Source organism: Nocardiopsis sp. NPDC006139 (assembly GCF_040614155.1).
Lineage (GTDB): Bacteria > Actinomycetota > Actinomycetes > Streptosporangiales > Streptosporangiaceae > Nocardiopsis > Nocardiopsis changdeensis.
In genome coordinates this window covers 165,994-187,242 of the sequence record NZ_JBEXTT010000010.1, presented here as the reverse complement: position 1 = coordinate 187,242, position 21,249 = coordinate 165,994, and the positions used below count along the sequence as shown (strand labels likewise).

Annotated in this window: 18 protein-coding genes and 3 tRNA genes; 18 read left to right on the top strand and 3 right to left on the bottom strand. The window is 74.1% G+C overall.

Annotation, left to right across the window (positions count from 1 at the left end):
* Positions 1–207 precede the first annotated feature (207 nt).
* Both ABZ249_RS15875 and ABZ249_RS15870 read right to left on the bottom strand, forming a co-directional pair.
* Entirely contained in the window at positions 208–1,194 is a 987-nt protein-coding gene (locus ABZ249_RS15875) for a 2-oxoacid:ferredoxin oxidoreductase subunit beta (protein WP_255647122.1), read from the bottom strand.
* Positions 1,195–1,261: 67 nt separating this feature from the next.
* The gene (locus ABZ249_RS15870; protein ID WP_355262791.1) at positions 1,262–3,112 is read right to left on the bottom strand and encodes a 2-oxoacid:acceptor oxidoreductase subunit alpha; all 1,851 of its coding nucleotides are present in this window, start codon (positions 3,110–3,112) and stop codon (positions 1,262–1,264) included.
* Between the two features lie 473 nt (positions 3,113–3,585).
* Between ABZ249_RS15870 and ABZ249_RS15865 the strand changes: the two genes are divergently transcribed.
* Positions 3,586–4,443 carry a M48 family metalloprotease gene (locus tag ABZ249_RS15865; RefSeq protein ID WP_355262788.1) on the top strand — a complete coding sequence of 286 codons (858 nt, stop codon included), beginning with the start codon at positions 3,586–3,588 and terminating at the stop codon, positions 4,441–4,443.
* 126 nt (positions 4,444–4,569) lie between these two features.
* Here ABZ249_RS15865 and ABZ249_RS15860 read toward each other — a convergent pair whose 3' ends face one another.
* Positions 4,570–5,067, bottom strand: coding sequence for a YajQ family cyclic di-GMP-binding protein (locus ABZ249_RS15860; protein ID WP_355262785.1), 498 nt, complete (start codon positions 5,065–5,067; stop codon positions 4,570–4,572).
* 234 nt (positions 5,068–5,301) lie between these two features.
* Between ABZ249_RS15860 and ABZ249_RS15855 the strand changes: the two genes are divergently transcribed.
* The 17 genes from ABZ249_RS15855 to ABZ249_RS15775 all read left to right on the top strand — a co-directional run bounded on the left by ABZ249_RS15855 (position 5,302) and on the right by ABZ249_RS15775 (position 20,934).
* A tRNA-Tyr gene (locus tag ABZ249_RS15855) sits at positions 5,302–5,383 on the top strand.
* Between the two features lie 420 nt (positions 5,384–5,803).
* Positions 5,804–6,049, top strand: coding sequence for a hypothetical protein (locus tag ABZ249_RS15850; RefSeq protein WP_220563428.1), 246 nt, complete (start codon positions 5,804–5,806; stop codon positions 6,047–6,049).
* 55 nt (positions 6,050–6,104) lie between these two features.
* Positions 6,105–6,350, top strand: a complete 246-nt coding sequence (locus ABZ249_RS15845) for a hypothetical protein (protein ID WP_355262782.1) — start codon at positions 6,105–6,107, stop codon at positions 6,348–6,350.
* A gap of 11 nt (positions 6,351–6,361) precedes the next feature.
* Entirely contained in the window at positions 6,362–6,610 is a 249-nt protein-coding gene (locus ABZ249_RS15840; protein WP_220563426.1) for a hypothetical protein, read from the top strand.
* Positions 6,611–6,621: 11 nt separating this feature from the next.
* Positions 6,622–6,897, top strand: a complete 276-nt coding sequence (locus ABZ249_RS15835; RefSeq protein ID WP_220563425.1) for a hypothetical protein — start codon at positions 6,622–6,624, stop codon at positions 6,895–6,897.
* A 108-nt stretch (positions 6,898–7,005) separates the two neighbouring features.
* Positions 7,006–7,506 carry a hypothetical protein gene (locus ABZ249_RS15830; protein WP_355262778.1) on the top strand — a complete coding sequence of 167 codons (501 nt, stop codon included), beginning with the start codon at positions 7,006–7,008 and terminating at the stop codon, positions 7,504–7,506.
* 146 nt (positions 7,507–7,652) lie between these two features.
* The gene (locus ABZ249_RS15825; protein WP_355262775.1) at positions 7,653–8,858 is read left to right on the top strand and encodes a DUF2397 family protein; all 1,206 of its coding nucleotides are present in this window, start codon (positions 7,653–7,655) and stop codon (positions 8,856–8,858) included.
* Positions 8,858–10,198, top strand: a complete 1,341-nt coding sequence (locus ABZ249_RS15820; protein ID WP_355262772.1) for a TIGR02678 family protein — start codon at positions 8,858–8,860, stop codon at positions 10,196–10,198. Before ABZ249_RS15825 ends, ABZ249_RS15820 begins: the two co-directional genes overlap by 1 nt.
* Complete coding sequence (locus ABZ249_RS15815) at positions 10,167–14,708, top strand: TIGR02680 family protein (protein ID WP_355262769.1); 4,542 nt, start codon at positions 10,167–10,169, stop codon at positions 14,706–14,708. The genes ABZ249_RS15820 and ABZ249_RS15815 overlap by 32 nt, the downstream gene beginning before the upstream one ends.
* Before the next feature lie 282 nt (positions 14,709–14,990).
* Positions 14,991–17,003, top strand: coding sequence for an AAA family ATPase (locus tag ABZ249_RS15810; RefSeq protein ID WP_355262956.1), 2,013 nt, complete (start codon positions 14,991–14,993; stop codon positions 17,001–17,003).
* Between the two features lie 251 nt (positions 17,004–17,254).
* A tRNA-Thr gene (locus tag ABZ249_RS15805) sits at positions 17,255–17,330 on the top strand.
* Between the two features lie 100 nt (positions 17,331–17,430).
* Positions 17,431–17,506: transfer RNA gene (locus ABZ249_RS15800), tRNA-Met, on the top strand.
* 134 nt (positions 17,507–17,640) lie between these two features.
* Complete coding sequence (rpmG, locus tag ABZ249_RS15795; protein ID WP_014910184.1) at positions 17,641–17,790, top strand: 50S ribosomal protein L33; 150 nt, start codon at positions 17,641–17,643, stop codon at positions 17,788–17,790.
* 130 nt (positions 17,791–17,920) lie between these two features.
* On the top strand, positions 17,921–18,364 hold the full coding sequence (locus ABZ249_RS15790) for a MaoC family dehydratase N-terminal domain-containing protein (protein ID WP_220565356.1): 444 nt from the start codon (positions 17,921–17,923) through the stop codon (positions 18,362–18,364).
* 33 nt (positions 18,365–18,397) lie between these two features.
* Positions 18,398–18,823, top strand: coding sequence for a MaoC family dehydratase (locus tag ABZ249_RS15785; protein WP_355262766.1), 426 nt, complete (start codon positions 18,398–18,400; stop codon positions 18,821–18,823).
* 26 nt (positions 18,824–18,849) lie between these two features.
* Positions 18,850–19,944 (top strand): UDP-N-acetylmuramate dehydrogenase, encoded by a 1,095-nt coding sequence (locus tag ABZ249_RS15780; protein WP_355262763.1) that lies wholly within the window; start codon positions 18,850–18,852, stop codon positions 19,942–19,944.
* Positions 19,945–19,998: 54 nt separating this feature from the next.
* Complete coding sequence (locus tag ABZ249_RS15775; protein ID WP_355262760.1) at positions 19,999–20,934, top strand: hypothetical protein; 936 nt, start codon at positions 19,999–20,001, stop codon at positions 20,932–20,934.
* Positions 20,935–21,249: the final 315 nt, after the last annotated feature.

Here is a 21,249-nt window from a genome sequence, read left to right as displayed (position 1 = left end):
CCCCGGCGGGGGAATGCGGACGGCCCGCCCCCGCCATGAGGCGGAAGCGGGCCGCTGCCGACCGCGTCGTGTCTCCGGGGGCCGTTCCTGCGAACGCCCTCCTGTGCGCCCGGGGGCCGCGAGCCCGGGGCCCGCGACGCGCGGGCGGGGACGAAGACCCCCGCCCGCCGACGGGCGTGCCGGAGCGGGGGCCCGAAAGAACACGGCCTAGTCGACGACCCAGGTGTCCCCGCCCGCGAGCAGGGCCGCCAGCTCCCCGTCGCCGCGCTCGGCGCGGGCGTCGGCGATCTGCTCGTTGACCAGGTCGTCGTAGGTGGGACGGCGCACGTCCCGGAACACCCCGATCGGCACGTGCTCGAACGCCGGGCGGTCCAGCCGCGACAGCGCGAACGCGTACCCCGGGTCCTCCCGGTGCGCGTCGTGGCGGATCACCCGGTCCTCGCCCGCGGACTCCGCGTCCACCACCTCCAGGCCGCCGTACTCCCCGGCGACCACGCCCCGGCCGTCGCCCAGGCGCAGCGGCTCGCCGTGCTCCAGCCGCAGCAGCCGGGTGTCCCCGGCCCGCGGGTCCTTCAGCGGCTCGAACGCGTCGTCGTTGAAGATCGGGCAGTTCTGGTACACCTCCACGAACGACGCGCCCGGGTGCTCGGCCGCCGCCCGCAGCACCGACGTCAGGTGCTTGCGGTCGGAGTCGACCGACCGCGCCACGAACGTGGCCTCCGCGCCCAGCGCCAGCGACACCGGGTTGAACGGGTGGTCCAGCGACCCCACCGGCGACGACTTGGTGATCTTGCCGGCCTCGGAGGTGGGCGAGTACTGGCCCTTGGTCAGCCCGTAGATCCGGTTGTTGAACAGCAGCACGTTGATGTTCACGTTGCGGCGCAGGGCGTGGATCAGGTGGTTGCCGCCGATCGACAGCCCGTCGCCGTCACCGGTGACCACCCACACCGACAGGTCGGGGCGGCTGGTGGCCAGGCCGGTGGCGATCGCCGGGGCGCGGCCGTGGATCGAGTGGACCCCGTACGTGCTCAGGTAGTACGGGAACCGTGAGGAGCAGCCGATCCCCGACACGATCACGATGTTCTCGCGCGGCACCCCCAGCTGGGGCAGGAACGACTGGAACGCGGCCAGGATCGCGTAGTCGCCGCACCCCGGGCACCAGCGCACCTCCTGGTCGGACTTGAAGTCCTTCATCTTGTAGGCGGTGTCGGTCTTGGGCACCAGCCGGAGCCCCGCGAAGCCGCCGTCCCCCTGCGTGTGCTCAGTCACGGTCGATGACCTCCTGAAGCGCTCCCGCCAGCTCCTCCGCCTTGAACGGCAGGCCGCGGACCTTGTTGTAACCGATGACGTCGACCAGGAACCGGCCGCGCAGCAGCAGGGCCAGCTGGCCCAGGTTGATCTCCGGCACGACCACCCGGTCGTAGCGGCCCAGCACCTCGCCCAGGTTCGCCGGGAACGGGTTGAGGTGGCGCAGGTGCGCCTGCGCGACCCGGCGGCCGGTGCGGCGCACCCGGCGGACCCCCGCGGTGATCGACCCGTAGGTGCCGCCCCAGCCCAGGACCAGCACCCGGGCCTCCCCGCCGGGATCGTCCACCTCCAGTTCGGGGATGTCGCGGGCGATGGCGTCCACCTTGGCCTGCCGGGTGCGCACCATCAGGTCGTGGTTGGCCGGGGTGTAGGAGATGTCGCCCGTCTCGGCGTGCTTCTCGATGCCGCCGATCCGGTGCTCCAGCCCGGCGGTGCCCGGCACCGCCCAGGGCCGGGCCAGGGTGTCCTCGTCGCGCAGGTACGGCAGGAAGGCCCCGTCGGGCCCGTTGGGCTCCGTCGCGAACCCCGGCTCGATCACCGGCAGGTCGGCCACCTCCGGCAGCCGCCACGGCTCAGAGCCGTTGGCCAGGTACCCGTCGGAGAGCATGATCACCGGCGTCCGGTAGGTGACGGCGATCCGCACCGCCTCCAGGGCCGTCGCGAAGCAGTCGGCCGGGGAGGCCGGTGCCACCACCGGCAGCGGCGACTCGCCGTTGCGCCCGTGGAGTGCCATCAGCAGGTCGGTCTGCTCGGTCTTGGTGGGCATGCCGGTGCTCGGCCCGGCCCGCTGCACGTCGACGATGACCAGCGGCAGCTCGGTCATCACCGCCAGCCCCACCGTCTCCTGCTTGAGCACCATGCCCGGACCCGAGGTGGTGGTCACCCCCAGGGCCCCGCCGAACGCCGCGCCCAGGGCGGCGCCCACGCCGGCGATCTCGTCCTCGGCCTGGAACGTGCGCACCCCGAACGCCTTGTGCCGGGACAGCTCGTGCAGGATGTCCGAGGCCGGGGTGATCGGGTAGGAGCCCAGGAACAGCGGCAGCCCCGACCGCCGCGAACCGGCGATGAGCCCGTAGGCGGTGGCCAGGTTCCCGGTGATGTTGCGGTAGGTGCCGGCGGGCAGCCGGGCGGGCTTGATCTCGTAGGAGACCGCGAAGTCCTCGGTGGTCTCGCCGAAGTTCCAGCCCGCCTGGAACGCGGTGAGGTTGGCCTCCAGGATGTCCGCCTTCTTGGCGAACTTGGACTTCAGGAAGGCCGTCGTGCCCTCCGTCGGCCGGTTGTACATCCACGACAGCAGGCCCAGCGCGAACATGTTCTTGGCGCGCTCGGCGTCCTTCTTGGAGATGTCCAGGCCCTTCAGGGCCTCCACCGTCATGGAGGTCAGCGGTACCGCGCTCACCTTGAACCCGTCCAGGGTCCCGTCGGTGAGCGGGTCGGCGGCGTAGCCGACCTTGGTCAGGGCGCGCTTGGTGAACTCGTCGGTGTTGGCGATCACGGTGGCGCCGCGTGGCAGGTCGGCCAGGTTGGCCTTCAGCGCCGCCGGGTTCATGGCCACCAGGACGTCCGGGGCGTCGCCCGGGGTCATGATGTCGTGGTCGGCGAAGTGCAGCTGGAAGCTGGAGACACCGGGCAGGGTCCCGGCGGGCGCACGGATCTCCGCGGGGAAGTTCGGCAGGGTCGACAGGTCATTGCCGAACGCGGCCGTTTCCTGGGTGAAGCGGTCACCGGTCAGCTGCATCCCGTCGCCGGAGTCCCCGGCGAAGCGGATGACGACGCGGTCGAGCTGTTCGATCTGTTTGGACACTGAGATCGACGACCTCCTCGGCCGCCGGTTGTCGGGGCGGCGGCGCTTGTGAGTGTCAGCCCTCCGGCCGGGGCGCACCGCTGCGGGGCGGCCCCCCGGTCCTGCGAGGACACGGACGGGGAGTGCGGCCCCCGCGTCCACCGGGTGCGCCAACCCTGGGGAACGCGGCGAGGCACGACCGCGCGCGGACGCGGAGCGGTGTCCGCGGCCTCGCGCAGGGAGTGATCAGGGCCACGTTCGCACTATAGGTCGTCGGGGCGGCGCGGACCGCGGCCGGGTGGCGATTGTCACATGTGCGCCGGGGGCGGTGCGGAGGGCGGGCGCCGCGGCCGCCGTGCCCGGGATCCGGCCCCGCGGCCGCCACGTGGGAGGGGCCGACCGGGGAGGACGTCCGAACCGGGAACGCGGGACCCCGATCCGCACGTTCATCCCCATGTACACATACAGGGACGAGAGAGCGGGGAGGTGGCGGCGTGCACGTCGGTGCGGCGCGCGCGGTCGGTCTGTTCATCGGCGTCTCGGCGGTCCTCCTCCTCGCGGGCTGGCTGTGCGCCGCCGGCAAGGGGTTCCAGTTCGCCGTGACGGTGGTGGTGGCCGCCGGGATCCTGGTGCACCTGTTCGGGGACTCGCTGGCGCTGCGCGCCATGCGGGCCCGGCCGGTGGGGGAGATCGAGAAGCCCGACCTGTACCGGACGGTGCGGGAGACGGCCACGGCCGCCCGCCAGCCCATGCCGCGGCTGTACCTGTCGCCGATCCGCTCGCCCAACGCGTTCGCGACCGGGACGGGCCGCCGGGCCGCGCTGTGCTGCACGACCGGGCTGCTGGAGACGCTCGACGAGCGCGAGCTGCGCACCGTCATCGCCCACGAACTGGCGCACATCAAGGCCGCGGACACCCTGGCCGGCTCGGTGACCGTCACGCTCACGGGGCTCATCACCGCGCTGAGCGCGGTCGCCTTCCTGGTGCCGCTGGGCGACTCGGAGGAGATGGACGTCCCCGAGCTGCTGGGCGGGCTGCTGGTGGCGCTGCTGGCACCGGTCGCGTTCCTGGTGGTGCGCGCCGGGGCGGGGCGGCGCAGCGAGTTCCGGGCCGACGAGCAGGCGGCGCGGACCACCGGGGACCCGGAGGCGCTGGCCTCGGCCCTGCTCAAGCTGGAGGCGGGCATGCGCGAGCACCCGCTGCCCCGGCAGCGGACGCTGCTCCCCGCGGCGCACCTGATGACCACCAACCCGTTCCCCACGGGGGCCTGGCGGCTGTTCGCGGCCCATCCGCCCACCGCGGAGCGGGTGCGGCGGCTGCGCGCCCTCCGCAGGGGCTGGGACCTGGGCTGACACCGCTCCCGTCCGCCGACGCCGCAGAACGCCGAACGGCCGCCCCCCAGGGGCGGCCGTTCGGCGTTCCACGGGCCCGGAGGCCGCGGGACCGCCCCGGAGGCCCGGAGAACACGGACCAGCGGTCTAGCGGTAGTTCACGAACTGGAGCGCCAGATCGAAGTCCTTCTCCTTGATGAGGTTCTGGACGGCCTGGAGGTCGTCCTTCTTCTTGGAGCTGACGCGCAGCTCGTCCCCCTGGATCTGGGCCTTGACGCCCTTGGGGCCCTCGTCGCGGATCAGCTTCGAGATCTTCTTGGCGTCCTCGGAGGTGATGCCCTCCTTGAGGCCGATCGGCAGGCGGTACTCCTTGCCGGAGATCTTGGGCTCGTCGGCGGCGTCGAGGATCTTCAGGGACAGCTTGCGCTTGACCAGCTTCTCCTTGAAGACCTCGAGGGCGGCCGAGGCGCGCTCCTCGGAGGTGCTGCGGATCTCGATGCCGTCCTCGCCCTGCCAGGAGATGGTGGTCCCGGTGCCCTTGAAGTCGAACCGCTGGGAGAGCTCCTTGCCCGTTTGGTTCAGGGCGTTGTCGACCTCCTGGCGGTCGAGTTTGGACACGACGTCGAAGCTGGATTCGGCGGCCACGTTCTCACACCCCGTTGCTGGGTCTGTCATGGTGGCGGGCGCCCGGGGGCACCCGCGCGATCGGTCGGAACCCGGCCGGCGGCGGCGCGGGCATGGTCCCAGAGCTTAGTGGGGACCCGGTTCGGGGCGCTCGAGGGGCGGACCGGGGCACGCCGGAGAAACCGATTTCAGGTTCGGGGGGAACATCCGCTATTCTCGTTCATGCGACGCGCGGAACCGCGAAGTCGCAGCCCAGGCAGGTTGCCCGAGCGGCCAATGGGAGCGGACTGTAAATCCGTCGGCTTAGCCTTCCAAGGTTCGAATCCTTGACCTGCCACACTGGGACCGGGGCCCCGACACCGTCAGGTGTCGGGGCCCCGTCGCGTTTCCGGACCTTCCCCCGCTCCGAACGCGCGGATGAGAGCCGGATCACACAACGGCTTCGGAACGCGGACGAACCGGTCGTTACGGTTCCATCACTCAGGGTGAACGAGATTCGGTCGGTCGCGGCTCTATAGCGGACGGGACACGGCCGGGTAACGCCCTCGGGGCGGCGTGTCGGAAAAGGAACCAAAAAAAGGATTCGCCGGACCGACAAAAAGAATTCTCCCGACAAAATGGACAATTGCGTTCCGGGGGTTTCGGCGTTGACAAAAAACGGGGGGCCGTTGATGATTGCCACAGTCCACCGCGACACAGGTGCAAGAAGCGCCTGCGTCTTTTTCTGTCAACACCTCGACGATTTCCGGGGGAAGTCATGATCAAGAAGATGGCCGCTGCTGGCCTGGTCGCCGGTGCCGCGATGGGCGCGCTCCTCCTCGGAGCTCCCGCGCACGCTTCGCACGGCGGTGACCAGCAGTTCAACCAGAACCTCCAGCTGGTGCCGATCCAGTCCTGCAACCTGACCGGCAGCGTCGGTCTGGTCGCCGTCACCGTGCCCATCCTGTCGCCGCAGACCACCGGCGACTGCGTGAACGGCCCCATCGGCACCAACATCAGCTAGTTCCGGCAATAGCCCGACTGCGATCTTGCCTCAAATCTTTTCGAAAGGTAATTCAATGCTGCGTAAGCTCGGCGTTGCCGGCCTCGTCGCGGGCGCCGCTCTCGGCGCCGTTCTCGTCGCCACCCCGGCCTCGGCCTCCCACGGTGGCGACCAGCAGTACAACCAGAACCTGCAGGCGGTTCCGGTCCAGCTGTGCAACACCAGCGCCGCCGTCGGCCTGGTCGCCGTGAACGTCCCGGTCCTGTCGCCGCAGACCACCGGCGACTGCGTCAACGGCCCGATCAGCACCAACATCGACTAGGAGATCCCGAAATGCTTCGCAAGCTCGTCACGACGACCGCCGTCGCGGGGATCGCCCTGGGCGCCGCGCTGTTCGCCGCCCCGGCCTCCGCCTCCCACGGCGGTGACCAGCAGTACAACCAGAACCTGCAGGCGATCCCGGTCCAGCTGTGCAACACCGACCTGGCCGTCGGCCTGCTCGCCGGTGTCAACGTGCCGATCCTGTCGCCCGACACCACCGGCGACTGCATCAACGGCCCGGTCAGCACCAACATCGACTAGGGGGTACCGCCATGCTGCGCAAGTTCTCGATCGCCGGTGCGGTCGCAGGCATCGCGCTCGGTGCGGTCCTCGCCGCGTCCCCGGCGTCCGCCTCCCACGGTGGCGACCAGCAGTTCAACCAGAACCTGCAGCTCGTCCCGATCCAGCTCTGCAACACCGAGCTGGCGGTGGGCCTGGTCGGGGCCAACGTGCCGATCCTGTCGCCGCAGACCACCGGCGACTGCGTCAACGGCCCGGCGAGCACCAACGTCAGCCACGACCGCGATGGCGGCAACGGCTACAACTAGTCACCACCCTGTGGTGACGGCGGGGCCCGAGCCCCGTTGACGGGAAAGAGCGGTATCCAGAGGCCCCCCGGCGCGAGCCGGGGGGCCTCGTCGCAACGAGGAGGGGTCATGCGGGGCATCGGACCGTGGGTCGCCGCCGCGGCGGTCGCGGCGGCGGTCGCCGGGTGCGGGGGAGAGAGGGCACAGGAGCCGGAGGAGGGGGCGGCCCCGAGCGCCACCCCGCAGGAGCCGACGGCGCAGGCCCCGACGGACGGCACCGGGGCGTACGTCCTCAACCGGTACGGGGACGAGCAGGGGTTCGACGACCGCAGGCCGACCGAGTACGTCGCCACCGAGTTCACGACCTTCTCCGGGATGGAGTGGGACGAGTGGTCGCAGGACCGGGCGCGGGGGGAGGGCGACCTCCTCGGCACCTGGTGCATGGAGCAGGGGTGCCAGAACGACCCGTACGAGGTGGAGGTCGAGCTGGGCGACCCGGTCGACGTCGGGGGGACCCGCTACTTCACCACCTACACGATCACCGAGTACGACGAGGACATGACCGACGAGGTGCGCCGGGCACTGGAGGACGCCGACGGCGGCCGGCTCGGGTACCCGGCCCAGGAGTGACCGGGAACACCCGGGCGGGAGTGCCCGCGAGAATGATGCCAAAGTTCCTCAAACAGCCATAATCCCAGGTCACCGGCGGTGATTCGAGGGGGCTGAGGGGGAGAACCCGACGTGCGCCGTCCCCGAGGTCTCTACCCTGCTGAGGTGTGGGACTCAACCAGTGGGCGGATGACCGCGCGGACGACGAACGAAGCGGCGGCGAACGGCCGGCGCCACGCCACGGCCGCGCCGCGCTGCTGCGCCTGGCCTCGTGGTTCGAGGACGCCGGGCCGGAGCGCGCCGACGCGCTGGCCGCGGCCGCCTACGCCCTGTACCCGGCCCGCCACCTGAGGGGACGGGTCGACGAGGGCGTCGCCGCCACCACGGGGTGGTGGCAGGCCGAACCCGACCGCAGCACCGTCACCGAGCGGCCGGGCACCCGGCCGCCGGAGCCGGTCCGCGACCACCGCGCGCAGCAGGCCCGGCTGCGCGACGCCGCCGAGTCGTCGGCCCACTGGCGGCGCGCCGGCGCCGCCCAGGTCCGCGCGCTGCTGGCCCGGCCCACGGGGCCGCGCGCGCGCCTGGACCTGTCCGGGGCGGGCATGGAGGTGCTCATGGAGCTCCTCACCGCGGCGCTCGGCTCCGGCGACGCGGGCCGCGGCCCCACCGCGGCGGGCGACCTGGAGTTCGCCCTGCGCCTGCACGTGGTCTCCGCGCCCGGGTACGAGGTGGTCGTCCAGGGCGAGGGCGGCGAGCTGACCCTCGAGGGCCTGCGCCTGTGCGTGACCCCGTACGAGCAGCACGAGATCCCGGCGGGACTCCTGGAACCCCCGGCGCCCCCCCGGCCGCCGAACCCGCCCACGCCGTCCGTGCAGCCCGAGCCATCCGAGCCGACTGCGTCTTCTGCGCCGCCTGCGCACCCCGCATCACCTGCGCCGCCCGTGACATCCGAGCCTTCTGCGCCGTTCGCGCAGCCCGTGACACCGGTGCACCCCGGGGCGCCCGTGCCGTCCGGGGCACCCGCACCGCCCGCGCCGTCGGGTGACGACACACCGACCCCGCCCGGCGGCCTGCCCCTGGCGGCCCCGGACGACGAGGCGCCCACGCCCCCGCACGGCTTCCCCGCGGTCCAGGGCCCCCGGCCCGGCCCGGACCCCGACGCCTCCGTACCGCCCGGCGGCCACCCGGGCGCCGCCGGAGACCCCGACGCCGGGGAGGACCCGCGGCCGCGGACGGCGACCCCGCCCGGGGGGATCGCGGTGGACCCGCCCACCGGGGCGCTGCCCGTGGTCCGAAACGACGATGACGAGGACCGGGGCACCGGACCGGCCGGCCCCGGCCGGGAACGGCCGCGGACCGGGACGTGGGGGTGATGGAGTCGGACATCCACAGCGAGGACACCGCGCTCATCGGTGAACGGCAGGCGGCGGCGCGCGCCCTCATGGCGCGCCCCCTGCTCACCGAGCGCACCCACCCCGCGGAGCTCTCCCTCGTCCGCTCGCACGCCGAATGGCTCATCCAGCGCTTCCACCGCGTCCTGGGGTACCGCCTGACCGTCGCCGACGACCACGCCCGGCTCGTCAAGCGCGGACCCGGCGCGCCCGCGCCGCTGACGCGGCCCACCGGCGCGCCCTTCACCCCGCGCACCCACACCTACCTGGCTCTGACGCTGGCGGTGCTGGTCGAGGACACCGGCCCCATCGGCGTCCGGGAGCTCGCCGGCCGGGTCCGCGAGGCCGCCTACGAGGCGGGCGTCGACGCCGACCCCGCCCGCGGCCTGGGCGAGCGCCGCGCCTTCTGCGCGGCCCTGGAGTTCCTGGCCGGCCTGGGCGCCCTCACCGAGGCGGAGGGCCGCATCGCCGACCACCGCGCCGATGCCCTGGCCGACGTCCGGCTGGTCCCGCACACCCGCGTCGTCCGCGCGGTCGTCGCGCACCCGCCCAGGGCCGCCGACGACCCCGACTCCTTCCTCGCCGCCGCGTCCGTCGTCGACCCCGACGGCGACAACCAGGGCGAGATCGCCCTGCGCCGCCTCCTGGCCGAGACCGCCGTCGTCCTGCGCGAGGACCTCCCCGGCCGGCAGCGCGACCGGCTCGCCGCCCACCAGTGGCGGGCCGCCGCGGCCCTGGGCAACCTGCTGGGCTGCGACGTGGAGGTCCGCGCCGAGGGCGTCGCCCTCGTCCTGCCGGACGAGGCCGACGGCTTCCCCTCCGACGACCCCGTCGGCCAGGCGGCGCTCGCCCTCGTCCGCCACCTCTCCGGCCGCCTGCACCCCGGCCGCCCCGTCACCTCCGTCGCCGTCCCGGACCGGGAGCTGGACGCCGCCCTGGCGGTGTTCTGCGGCGCGGACGCCCCCGAACGCGCCGAGTGGTCCCGCACCGCGGGACCCGAGGTCCCCGACCCCGACCGGATGCGCGCCCTGGTGCTGGACCTGCTGACCGGGCTGGGCCTGCTCCGCGGCGCGCCCGGGGCCTGGAGCCTCGCCGCGGCGGCCGCCCGCTACGGGTCCGAAACGGACGAGCGCGTCCCCCGAATCCAGGACAATGACCATGACAGCCGGACACAATCCGCCCGAACGAGCGGTTCCGGTCAGGAAGAAGACTCCCCCGACCCCCGGAGAGACCTCGATCGGGTGGCGTCCGTGCTGCAAGCGGTGGCGAACGAGAAGGTGAGCGCGACCAGTGGTGACCCAGGAGACGACGGCGACGGCTGATCCCGCCGCCACCCCCCGCTACCGACTCGAACGCGCGGGCATCCGCAACGTCTGGCAGTACGACGACCACGTCCTCGAATTCGCCGAGGGCCGCCTGCTGCTGCGCGGCCGCAACGGCGCGGGCAAGTCCAAGGCGCTGGAGATGCTCCTGCCGTTCCTGCTGGACGGCGACACCCGCCGCCTGGACACCACCGGCACCAACCGCACCAGCCTGCGCTGGCTCATGGCCGAGGACCCGCGCGCCGGACGCCTGCCCGACCCCGAGGACACCGGGCCGGACCTGCTCGGCGGCCCGGAGGAACCCGAGGAGGAGGCCCCCGGCGAGCCGGAGGACGGCGCCGACGGCGCCCCCGCGATCCGCCTGGGCTACCTGTGGGTGGAGTTCACCACCGCCCGCGGCGACCGCGGCCTGGACGGCGCCGCCCGCGGCGCCGCCACCGCCTCCGCCCTGCTGGCCGCCGCGGCCGGCGGCCCGGACGCGGACGAGGACGCCCCCGAGCCCCGCCACCTCACCCTGGGCGCGGCGGTCATGGCGGTCGGGAACGCCGACCCCCGCTGCGTGTTCTTCGTCACCGAACGCCGCGTCGGCCACGACCTCGACCTCGTCGTCGACGGCCGGCCCAAGCCGGTCGACCGCCTGCGCTCGGAGATCGGCGCCGACAACTGCTACACCTCGGCCGTCCCCTACCGCGCCCGGGTGATGCGCGACCTCTTCGGCATCGACGACTCCGTCCGCTACCGCAACCTCATCCACCTGCTCTACCGGCTGCGCCGCCCCACCATCGGCGACCGCCTGGAGGCGGGCGAGCTGGTCGGCGTCCTCTCCGAGGCGCTGCCGCCCATGGACGAGTCCGTCCTGGACGAGGTCGCCCGCAACATCGCCGACCTGGAGCAGGCCCGCGCCGACAAGGACGCCCTCACCGCCGCGGGCGACGGCGTCTCCGCCTTCCTGGACGACTACCGCGCCTACCTGGTCGGCTCCCTGCGCGCCCGCGTCGCCGAGGTCCGCGAGCAGCTCGACGCCTGCGCCGAGCGCACCGCCGAGACCGACCGGCTGCGCGCCGAGCTCGACGACCTCATCACCGCCGAGAGCCGCATCGCGGAAGAACGCGACCAGGTCCGCCGCACCCGCGACACCGCCGCGGCCGACGAGGGCACCCTCGACGGCGCCCGCGGGGCCGCCGAGGCGGCCACCGCCGGCGAGCGCCGCGCCCTGGACGCGGCGGTCGGCGCCTACATCCGCGCCGCCGAGGCCTCCTGGGTCGCCGCCGAGCACGCCGAACGGGTCGAACGCACCACCATCGACCTGCTGGGCGAGGACACCGACGCCATCGGCCGCGCCCTGGACTCCCTGCGCCAGACCCACGCCGAGGCGGTCCGCGCCGCCACCGCCGCCGGCCTGGACGCCGAGCTCCTGGGCGCCGTCCCCGACACCACCGCCACCGTCCACACCCCCCGCGAGAGCACCACCCGCGTGGACCTCCAGGGCCTGGAGCAGGCGGTCGAACGCGAACCGGTCGAGGGCCTCGACCTCGACGCCCTGCGCGAGCACCTGGGCCGTCTGCACGACCGCCTCAGCGACGCCGCCGACCGCGCCACCGACCGCGCCGACCAGGCCGCCCGGCTCACCGGCCTCACCACCGCGGAGGCCGCCGCGGACCGCCGCCTGGTCGCCCTCACCAGCGAGGCCGAGAGCGCCGACGCCGTCCTGGAGCACGCCCACACCCGCGAACAGGACGCCATCGCCGACCTGCGCGCCCGCAGCGCCGACTACGCCGACGGCGTCCGCGCCTGGGCGGCGCGCCTGCGCGACTCCAGCCACGCCCACGCGCTGGGCGAGGCGGTCCACCGGCTGGAGGGCAGCGTCGAGCTGCCGATCACCGACTCCCTGCGCGTCCTGGACGCCTCCGTCCCGGCCACCGTCTCCCGCCTGGCCCACGCCGCCGTCGACCCCCTGCTGGAGGAGCTGCGGGCCCGCCGCGACGTCGCCGTCGGCGAGGAGGGCCGGCTCTCCGACGAGCTCGCCGAGCTCGCGGACCGCCGCGCCCGCGGCACCGAGCACGCCCCGGGCCGGCCGGCCTGGGCCACCTACCCCCGCCCGGACTCCGAGGGCGTCCCCCTCTACCTCGCCGTCGACTTCGCCGACGGCCTCTCCACCCGCGAGCAGGCGGGTCTGGAGGCCGCCCTGGAGGCCTCCGGCCTGCTCACCGGGTGGATCCGCGCCGACGGCGGCCTCTACGACCCGGCCACCCGGGACCTCATGCTCACCCCGGCCCGCCCGGCCAAGGGCCGCACCCTCCTGGACGCCCTCGTCCCGGTGGCCGTCCCGGACCGGGGCGTGGGCCACGAGTCCCTGCGCGCCCTGCTCGCCTCCATCGCCCTGATCCCCGAACCCGGCGCCGCCCCGGGCTCCCCGGAGGGCGGCGAGGCCAAGCACCGCCGCGACGACTCGGTCGCCACCGTCAGCGCCATGTCCACGTCCGGCTCCTGGCGGCTCGGCGTCGCCTCCGGCGCCCACTTCAAGAGCGAGCCCGAGTACATCGGCGAGGCCGCCCGCAAACGCGCGCGCGACCGCCAGTCCGCCAACGCCGACCGCCGCATCGCCATCGCCGAGGCCCTGCTCGCCGAGGCGGGGGAGCGGCGCTGGGGGCTGGAGAACTCCTACGCCGAGCTCCTGGAGGTCGCCCGCGACCTGCCCGACCCGGCCCCGCTCATCCGCGCCTGGGCCGCCCTGGACATCGCCCGCGCCGACACGGCCGCGGCCCGCCGCGCCCACGACACCGCCGCGGGGGCGGCCGACGCCGCCCGCACCGAGCTCCTCGGCATCCGCGCCCGGCTGCGCGGCGCCGCGGACGAGCACGGCCTCTCCACCGTCCGCGCCGACCTCGACAGCTCCCTGCGCGCCCTGGACCACCTGCGCGTCCTCATCGCCTCGGAGCTGCGCGACCTGGAGGTCCTGGCCTGGACCCTGGCCGACCACGAGCGCCACATCGACGCCTGGCGGAGCGCCCGCGCCGACCGGGTCCTGGCCGAGGACGTGCGCGCCGCCGCCATCGACGACATGATCACGGTGCGCCGCCAGATCGAGCTCGGCGACCGCGCCCGCGGCGTCCCCGACGAGCAGCTCGACGCCGCCCGCGCCCAGGTCCGCGACCGCGCCGAGGCCGCCGCCCGCCGCCTGCCCGAGCTGGAGCGGGCCGCCCAGCGCGCCCGCGACGAGAGGGTCGGCGCCGAGGCCCGCCTGGACGCCGCCACCGCCGAACGCGCGGAGCAGGTCCGCCGCGCCCTGGCCGCGGGCGACCGCCTCACCGCGGCCCTGTCCCTGCCGGGCGAGGGCGACGCCCCCGACCTCCCGGACACCGTCCTGCTGGGCGCGGCGGGCCTGGCCGCCCGCGCCGCCGCGGACTCCCCGCTGGCCGCCCTCCTGGCCGCCCGCCCGGGCACCGCCGCCGACCCCGCGGCCACCGCCCCGGACGCCCGCCTGGCCCTGCTGCGGGACTGCGTCGCCGACCTGGAGGAGGGACTGGCCGGACAGGGGGAGGTCCCCGAGGTCGACGACAGCGCCATCCTGGGCAGCCGCGAGGAGCTGCACCGGCTCCTGACCTCCGTCGGCTGGGCCCAGACCCGCACCGAGCTCACCGAGCCGCGCGGCCTCAAGCGCCTCACCGTCCACGACGAGGACGGCTCCCGCGACATCACGGCCTACGCCGAACGCATCGCCGCCTCCGTCGCCGGGGCCGCGGAGACCGTCGCCATCGCCGAGGAGGAGGCCTTCGAGCGCCACCTGCTGGGCGAGCTGGCCGAGCACCTGGCCCGCCAGATCGACGAGGCCCGCGCCCTCATCGAGACCATGAACGACGTCCTCAAGGACGTCACGACCTCCGCCGGCCTGGGCGTGCGCCTGGACTGGCGGCTGGCCCCGGACGCCGGGGCCGACATCGAGGCCGTCGTCCCGCTGCTGGCCACCCCGGCCGAGGAGCGCACCCGCGTTCAGACCACCCGCCTGCGCGACACCCTGCGCCGCTGCATCGAGGCCATCCGCCGGCTGGACCCCACCGCCACCGGCGGAGCCCAGCTGCGGGCCGCCCTGGACTACCGCTCCTGGTTCACGTTCACGGTCTACGTGACCGACGCCACGGGCCACGAGCGCCGTCTGGGCCACCGCACCGCCCTCAGCCAGGGCGAGCAGCGCGTCGTCGCCTACCTCGTGCTGTTCGCCGCGGCCGCGGCCCACTTCGACGCCCTGGCCGCCCGGGCCCCCTGGGCGCCGCGCCTCATCCTCCTCGACGACGCCTTCGCCAAGGTGGACGAGCCCACGCACGGCCGCCTGCTGGGCCTGCTCGTGGAGCTCGACCTGGACTTCGTCCTCACCTCCGAACGCGTCTGGGGCTGCTTCGCCAGCGTGCCGAGCCTCAACATCTACGAATGCCTGCGCGACCCCAACGTGCCGGGCATCGCCACCCTGCACTTCACCTGGGACGGCAGCAGGCGCCGCCTGGTCGGCGTGTAGCCGTGCTCCCCCCGGACCCCCGCTCCGCCCCGGCCCGCCCGTCGCCCGCCGCCGTCCCCACCGGACGGCCCGCGGCCGCGGCACCGCCCGGGGACGCCCCCGGGCGGTGCTCCGACCACCGGGTACCGACCTTTACGGGCGGTTCTCGTGCGGGCTGTCCTAGTCTGCTTGTGCAGGAACGACGACAGATGGGGTACGACAATGACCCGGGTGCCCGAGGGGATCGAGACCGGCGACCGCGCCGAGGCCGCCACCGGTGACGACCCCACCGCCGCGGTCCTCATGGACGCACTGGCACGGTCGGGGCTGCCCCGCGGGGTCCACTCCTGGGTCACCGCCGCCCTGTGGGGCGAGGAGGCGCTCCAGGCCCGCGCCCAGGGGCACGCGGTGCCCGAGCCCCCGCCGCGGTCACCGGCCCCGCGGACGCCGGACCGGGTCCGCCGGGCCTACCTCACCCGCATCCGCGTCCAGGGCTTCCGCGGCATCGGCCGCCCGGCCGAGCTGGCCTTCCCCCCGGGGCCGGGCCTGACCGTCATCGTCGGCCGCAACGGCTCGGGCAAGTCCAGCTTCGCCGAGTCCGCCGAGGCCGCGCTCACCGGCCGCAACCCCCGCTGGGACGCCATGCCCACCGGCTGGCGCGACGGCTGGCGCAACCTGCACTACGACGAGAGCACCGAGGCGACCGTCGACATCCTCATCGCCGGCGACGACGCGCCCACGCGGATCACCCGCCGCTGGACCGGGGACAGCGTCCGCTCCGCCCGCGGCGAGATCATCCGCCCGGACGGCACCTCCGCGCCGCTGCGGGCCCTCGACTGGGGCGAGGACCTGGTCCGCTACCGGCCGTTCCTGTCCTACGACGAGCTGGGCCGCACCGTCTCCGGGCGCTCCGCGGAGCTGTACGACACCCTCACGGCCCTGCTGGGCCTCACCGGCCTGGCGGAGGCCGAGCGCCGCCTGGCGCGCTTCTGCGACTCCCTGGCCAAGCGCCGCGACCGCCCCTCCCGGGAGCTGCCCCGGCTGCTGGAGGCCCTGCACGCCTGCGACGACCCGCGCGCGGCCCGGGCCGCGGAACTCCTCACCGGCCCCGGCCTGGACCTGGACGCCCTGCGCCGCCTGGCCGAGGACGACGGTCCCAGCGACCCCGGCCTGCACGTGGTGATGCGCCGCCTGCGCCGCCTGTCGGTGCCCGAGCGCGTGGTGATGACCGACGTCGTCAACGAGCTGCGCGGCGCCTCGATGGAGCTGGCCATGGCGGCCGGCAACAAGAACGACCACGCCTACGGGGTGGTGCGCCTGCTGGAGGAGGCCATCGAGCACCACCAGCGCCACCCGGGGGAGACGACCTGCCCCACCTGCGACACCCCCGGCGCGCTGGGCTCGGACTGGGTCCGCCGGGCCCAGGCCCGGCTGCGCGTCCTGCGCCAGCAGGCGGCCCCGGCCGCGGCCGCCCACGAGCGCGCCGAAGCCGCCCGCGACCAGGCCCGGTTCCTCATGGCCCCGGCCCCCTCCTGGCTGCCGCCCGACAGCGAGCTGGGACGCGTGTGGTCCCTGTGGGAGTCGGGCGCCACCATCACCGACCTGGGCGAACTGGCCGACCACATCGAGACCGTCGGCAAGAGCCTGCGCGCCGCCGCCGTCAGCGCCCGCCGGGAGGCCTCCGAACGCCTGGAGGACCCCACCGGCGGCTGGGCGGAGGAGGCCGAGCGGCTGGGCGCCTGGCTCGACGACGCCAAGGAGGCGCTGGGCGCCCGCGACACCCTGGCCGAGGCCGAGGCGGCGCTCACCTGGCTGGCGGAGCAGGCCCGCCTGCTGCGCGAGGAGCGCCTGGGCCCGGTGGCGGGCCAGGCCGAACAGGTGTGGTTCCGGCTCCGCCAGGAACGCCACATCGACCTGCGGGGCATGCGCCTGATCGGGCGCGGCGCCCGCCGCCGGGTCGAGGTGGACGTCACGGTCGACGGCGTCGGGGACCAGACCAGCGCCCCGGGGCTGCTCAGCCAGGGCGAGTTCCAGGCCCTGGCGCTGTCCATCTGCCTGCCGCGCACCCTGGTCGACGGCAACCCGTTCGGGTTCCTGGTGCTGGACGACCCGGTCCAGGCGATGGACACCGAGACCGTGGAGGGGCTGTCCGCCGTCCTGGCGGAGGTGGGCCGCCACCGCCAGCTGGTGGTGTTCACGCACGACACCCGGCTGCCCGACGCCCTGCGCCGGCTGGGGCTGCCCGCCACCATCCGCACCATCAACCGGGACGCCATGTCCAACGTGTGGGTCTCCGACGGCTCCGACCGGTACTGAGCGCGCGGCGCGCGTCACATCCGGGGTCCTCCCGGACGGTCGGCGCGCGCCTCCCGGACCCCGGGGAACCCCTGCCGTACAGGGGTTTCGCGGCCTCCGGACGGGGGTCGGGCGGACCGCTCCGGGGCGGGCCGCATTCGATTTGGCAGAGCACCCCCCAACCCATGTATAGTCATGACCAGCGCAAGGGGGAACGCCCCGGAGGGCCGGGCCGAAAGGCCGGAACGACGGAGCGGGAACCCGGGCAGCGCGCCCCTTTAGCTCAGTCGGCAGAGCGTCTCCATGGTAAGGAGAAGGTCTACGGTTCGATTCCGTAAAGGGGCTCCACCACTTGATGAGGTCCGGTCCACTCAGGTGGGTGGCCGGTGGATCTCCGCCGGCCGACCGGGGCGGTTCCGAACACCACGGAAACCTCCCCTCCGATCGGGGCGGAGTAGCTCAGTCGGTAGAGCAAGCGGCTCATAATCGCTGTGTCGTCGGTTCAAGTCCGGCCTCCGCTACCACCTCGCCGACCCTTGGACACCACACAGTGTGCACCAGGGGTCGAGGCGGGGACTTCGCAGTGTTCACCCTCGGTGCACTGCAACACCAAGTCCGTCTTCCACGAGAAAGGCACTCCGACGTGGCTGCCACCGACGTGAGGCCGAAGATCACCCTGGCCTGCCAGGAGTGCAATCACCGTAACTACATCACGCGCAAGAACCGTCGGAACACCCCCGACCGGCTCACGATCAAGAAGTTCTGCCCGAACTGCCGCAAGCACAACGAGCACCGCGAGACCCGCTAGGTCCGCGTGAGCCGTTGCGGTCGATCGAACCGCGCGTGAGGAGCACGGCTTCTCATAGACTTCGAGCCCGGTGAGCGAATCGCTCACCGGGCCGTTTGCGTCCCAGGGCACCTTTCAGGAGAGGCAGAGCGTGGCGATCAACCCCGACTACGTGGGCCGGGAGTACCGGGCTCCGGAGGCCTACGAGGTCACCCGCGTCAAGATCCGCGAGTTCGCCGAGGCCGTGGGCGACACCGCCCCCGTCTACACCGACCCGGCCGCGGCCGAGGCCGCCGGATACGCCGACGTGGTGGCACCCCCCACCTTCCCCGTCATCCTCGGCATGGCGGGCTCCGCCCAGGCCATCGCCGACCCCGGGCTGGGCGTCGACTTCTCCCGCGTCGTCCACGGCGACCAGGGCTTCCGCTACAGCCGCCCGGTGGTCGCGGGCGACGTCCTCGACACCGTCACACGCATCACCGACGTCAAGGCACTGGGCGGCAACGAGCTGCTCACCCTGGAGACCGTCGCCACCGACGCCTCCGGCGACCACGTCGTCACGGCGGGCATGATGCTCGTCGTCCGCGGCGAGTAGACCACCGGCCCCCACAATCCGAGGAACGCGACAGTGAGCAAGCTGCGCCACGCCGACGTCGAGGTCGGCACCGAGATCCCCGAGCGGACCTTCACCGTCCGCCGCCTGGACCTGGTCCGCTACGCCGGGGCGTCGGGCGACTTCAACCCCATCCACTGGAACGAGCGCTTCGCCAAGTCCGTCGGCCTGCCCGACGTGATCGCGCACGGCATGTTCACCATGGCCCAGGCCGCCCGCCTCATCACCGACTGGACCGGCGACCCCGGCTCCGTCGTCGACTACTCGGTGCGCTTCTCCGCGCCCATCGTGGTCCCCGACGACGACGAGGGCGCCGAGATCTCCGTCGGCGGCACCGTCAAGAAGAAGCACGACGACGGCACGGTCACCGTGGCCCTGAGCGCCCGCTCCGGCGGTGCCAAGGTCCTGGCCCGCTCCACCGCCGTCGTCCGCCTGGCCTGAGGCCGCAGCAGCAGGAGGAACACCCCGTGTCCGCACACACCGAGCCGTCCGCCGTCCGCCTCGCCGACCACACCACCCTCGGGCTGGGCGGCCCCGCCCGGTCCTACCGGCGGGTCGAGTCCACCGACGACCTCGTCGCGGCCGTCTCCGCGGCCGACGCCGCCGGCGAGCCGGTGCTGGTCCTGGGCGGCGGCAGCAACCTGGTGGTCGCCGACACGGGGTTCCCCGGCACCGTGGTCCACGTCGCCTCCCAGGGCGTGTCCCTGGAGGAGGACGGCACGACCGACCCGGCCACCGGCGAGCCCGTGGTGCTGCTGCGCGCCGAGGCCGGAGTGGAGTGGGACCCGCTGGTGGAGCGGGTCGTCGCCGAGGGCCTCAACGGCCTGGAGTTCCTCTCCGGCATCCCCGGCCGGGTCGGCTCCACCCCCATCCAGAACGTCGGCGCCTACGGCCAGGACGTCTCCCAGACCGTCCGGGAGGTGCTGGTGTACGACCGGCGCGAGGGCGTGCGCCGGGTGCTGTCGGCCGCCGAGTGCGGGTTCACCTACCGCGACAGCGTCTTCAAGGGCGACGACCGGTACGTGGTGTGCGAGGTCGTCTTCGCCCTGCACCGCGGCAAGCTCAGCCGCCCCGTCGCCTACGCCGAGGTCGCGCGCACCCTGGGGGTCGAGGCGGGGGAGCGGGTCCCCATGGAGAGCGCCCGCGAGACCGTCCTGGGCCTGCGCCGCGGCAAGGGCATGGTCCTGGACCCCGCGGACCCCGACACCCGCAGCGCCGGGTCGTTCTTCACCAACCCGGTCGTCACCGCCGAGGAGTTCGCCGCGGTCCGCGAGCGCGCCGCCGAGCGTCTGGGCCCGGACGTCCCGGTGCCCGCCCACCCCGACGCCGACGGCCGCGTCAAGCTGTCCGCGGCCTGGCTCATCGACCGCGCCGGCTTCGGCAAGGGCTACGGCTCCGGCCCGGCCCGGCTGTCCGGCAAGCACACCCTGGCCCTGACCAACCGGGGCGGGGCCACCACCGCCGACCTCCTGGACCTGGCCCGCGAGGTCCGCGCCGGGGTGGAGGCGGCCTTCGGCGTGCGCCTGGTGAACGAGCCCGTGATGGTCGGCGTCTCCCTCTAGGAGACCGGGGAGGGGCCGGGCGAACGGTCGCAGGGCGCTGCGATCATCGGCACCATGCACACCACCCGTACCACCCCGCCGCGGCCGCTCGACGTCGCGGCGGTCTTCCCCGAACTGGGGCCGCTGGCGCGTCCGGCGGTCCGGCTGCACCCCCGCCCCGGGTCCCCGACGCCCCACGACAGCTCGGTCGGCGGGCCGCTGCTGTGGCCCGCCCGCCATCCGTGGCCGCTCTGCGATCGCTGGCACGAGGGCCCGCCCGCCCCGATGCTCCCCCTCGTCCAGCTGTACGCGCGCGACGTGCCCCTGATGGCGGGGTTCGGCCGGGCCGACCTGCTCCAGGTGCTGTGGTGCCCCCGGGAGCACATCGATGACTACAAGCCCTCGACCGAGGTGTTCTGGCGCGCCTCCGCCGACGTCACCGACGTCCGCACCGAGCAGCCCGGGCCGGAGGAGGACGAGGACTACGACCCCTACGTCCCGCGGCCCTGCGTGCTCTCACCGGAGGCCGTCACCGAGTACCCGGACCACCTCGACCTCGACGCTGAGCTCCAGCGGCGACTGGAGGACCCGGACGCCTGGCGGGCGGCCGGAGCCCCGGTGGACGCGTCCTACGAGGACGAGCCCCAGAGGTTCTACATCAACGAGCTGTCCCGGGCCCCCGGCTGGAAGTTCGGCGGCTGGCCCCCGTGGGGCCGCACCGACCCCGTCGTCCGGTTCTGCCCCTACTGCGGCGACACGGTGGTCCCGCTGCTGACCGTCGCCTCGCAGGAGTGGGACTCCGAGCGCACGGGCTGGGTCCCGCACGAGGACCGGGACCTCCTCACGGCGCGCGGCCCCTGGTGGGGGAACCCGGTCGGGGCCCAGATCGGCGACAACGACAACCTCCAGATCTACGTCTGCCCGCGCTTCCCGGGCGGGACCTTCCCCTACCCGACCGCCACCCTCCTCTACCCGGGCGGGAGCCACTCGCACACCGCGCTGGTCCAGTGAGGCCACCGGCGGCCCGGCGGCCGGAAGCACCGCCGAAGAAAAGGCGCACCCGAATCGAATAAAAAAGTGAGGCGGGCCGAACACCGTTATTCGACCCGCCTCCGCGGTGAATTCGCCAGATCCATGAATTGCGAATCCCGTCCATTCTGTCCTAGGGTCGGACACGTCGAAGGGGAGTAGTCCCCGATCGCGTGGTCGACATACTGGACCCCCTGTGGTCCCGGTCACGCGGGCCCCGGCATGCCTCCCTCCCCGCCGGAGGGGCGGTCATCAGGGCGGACGAGACCTTCGACCCGGCCATCACCACGACCGGGT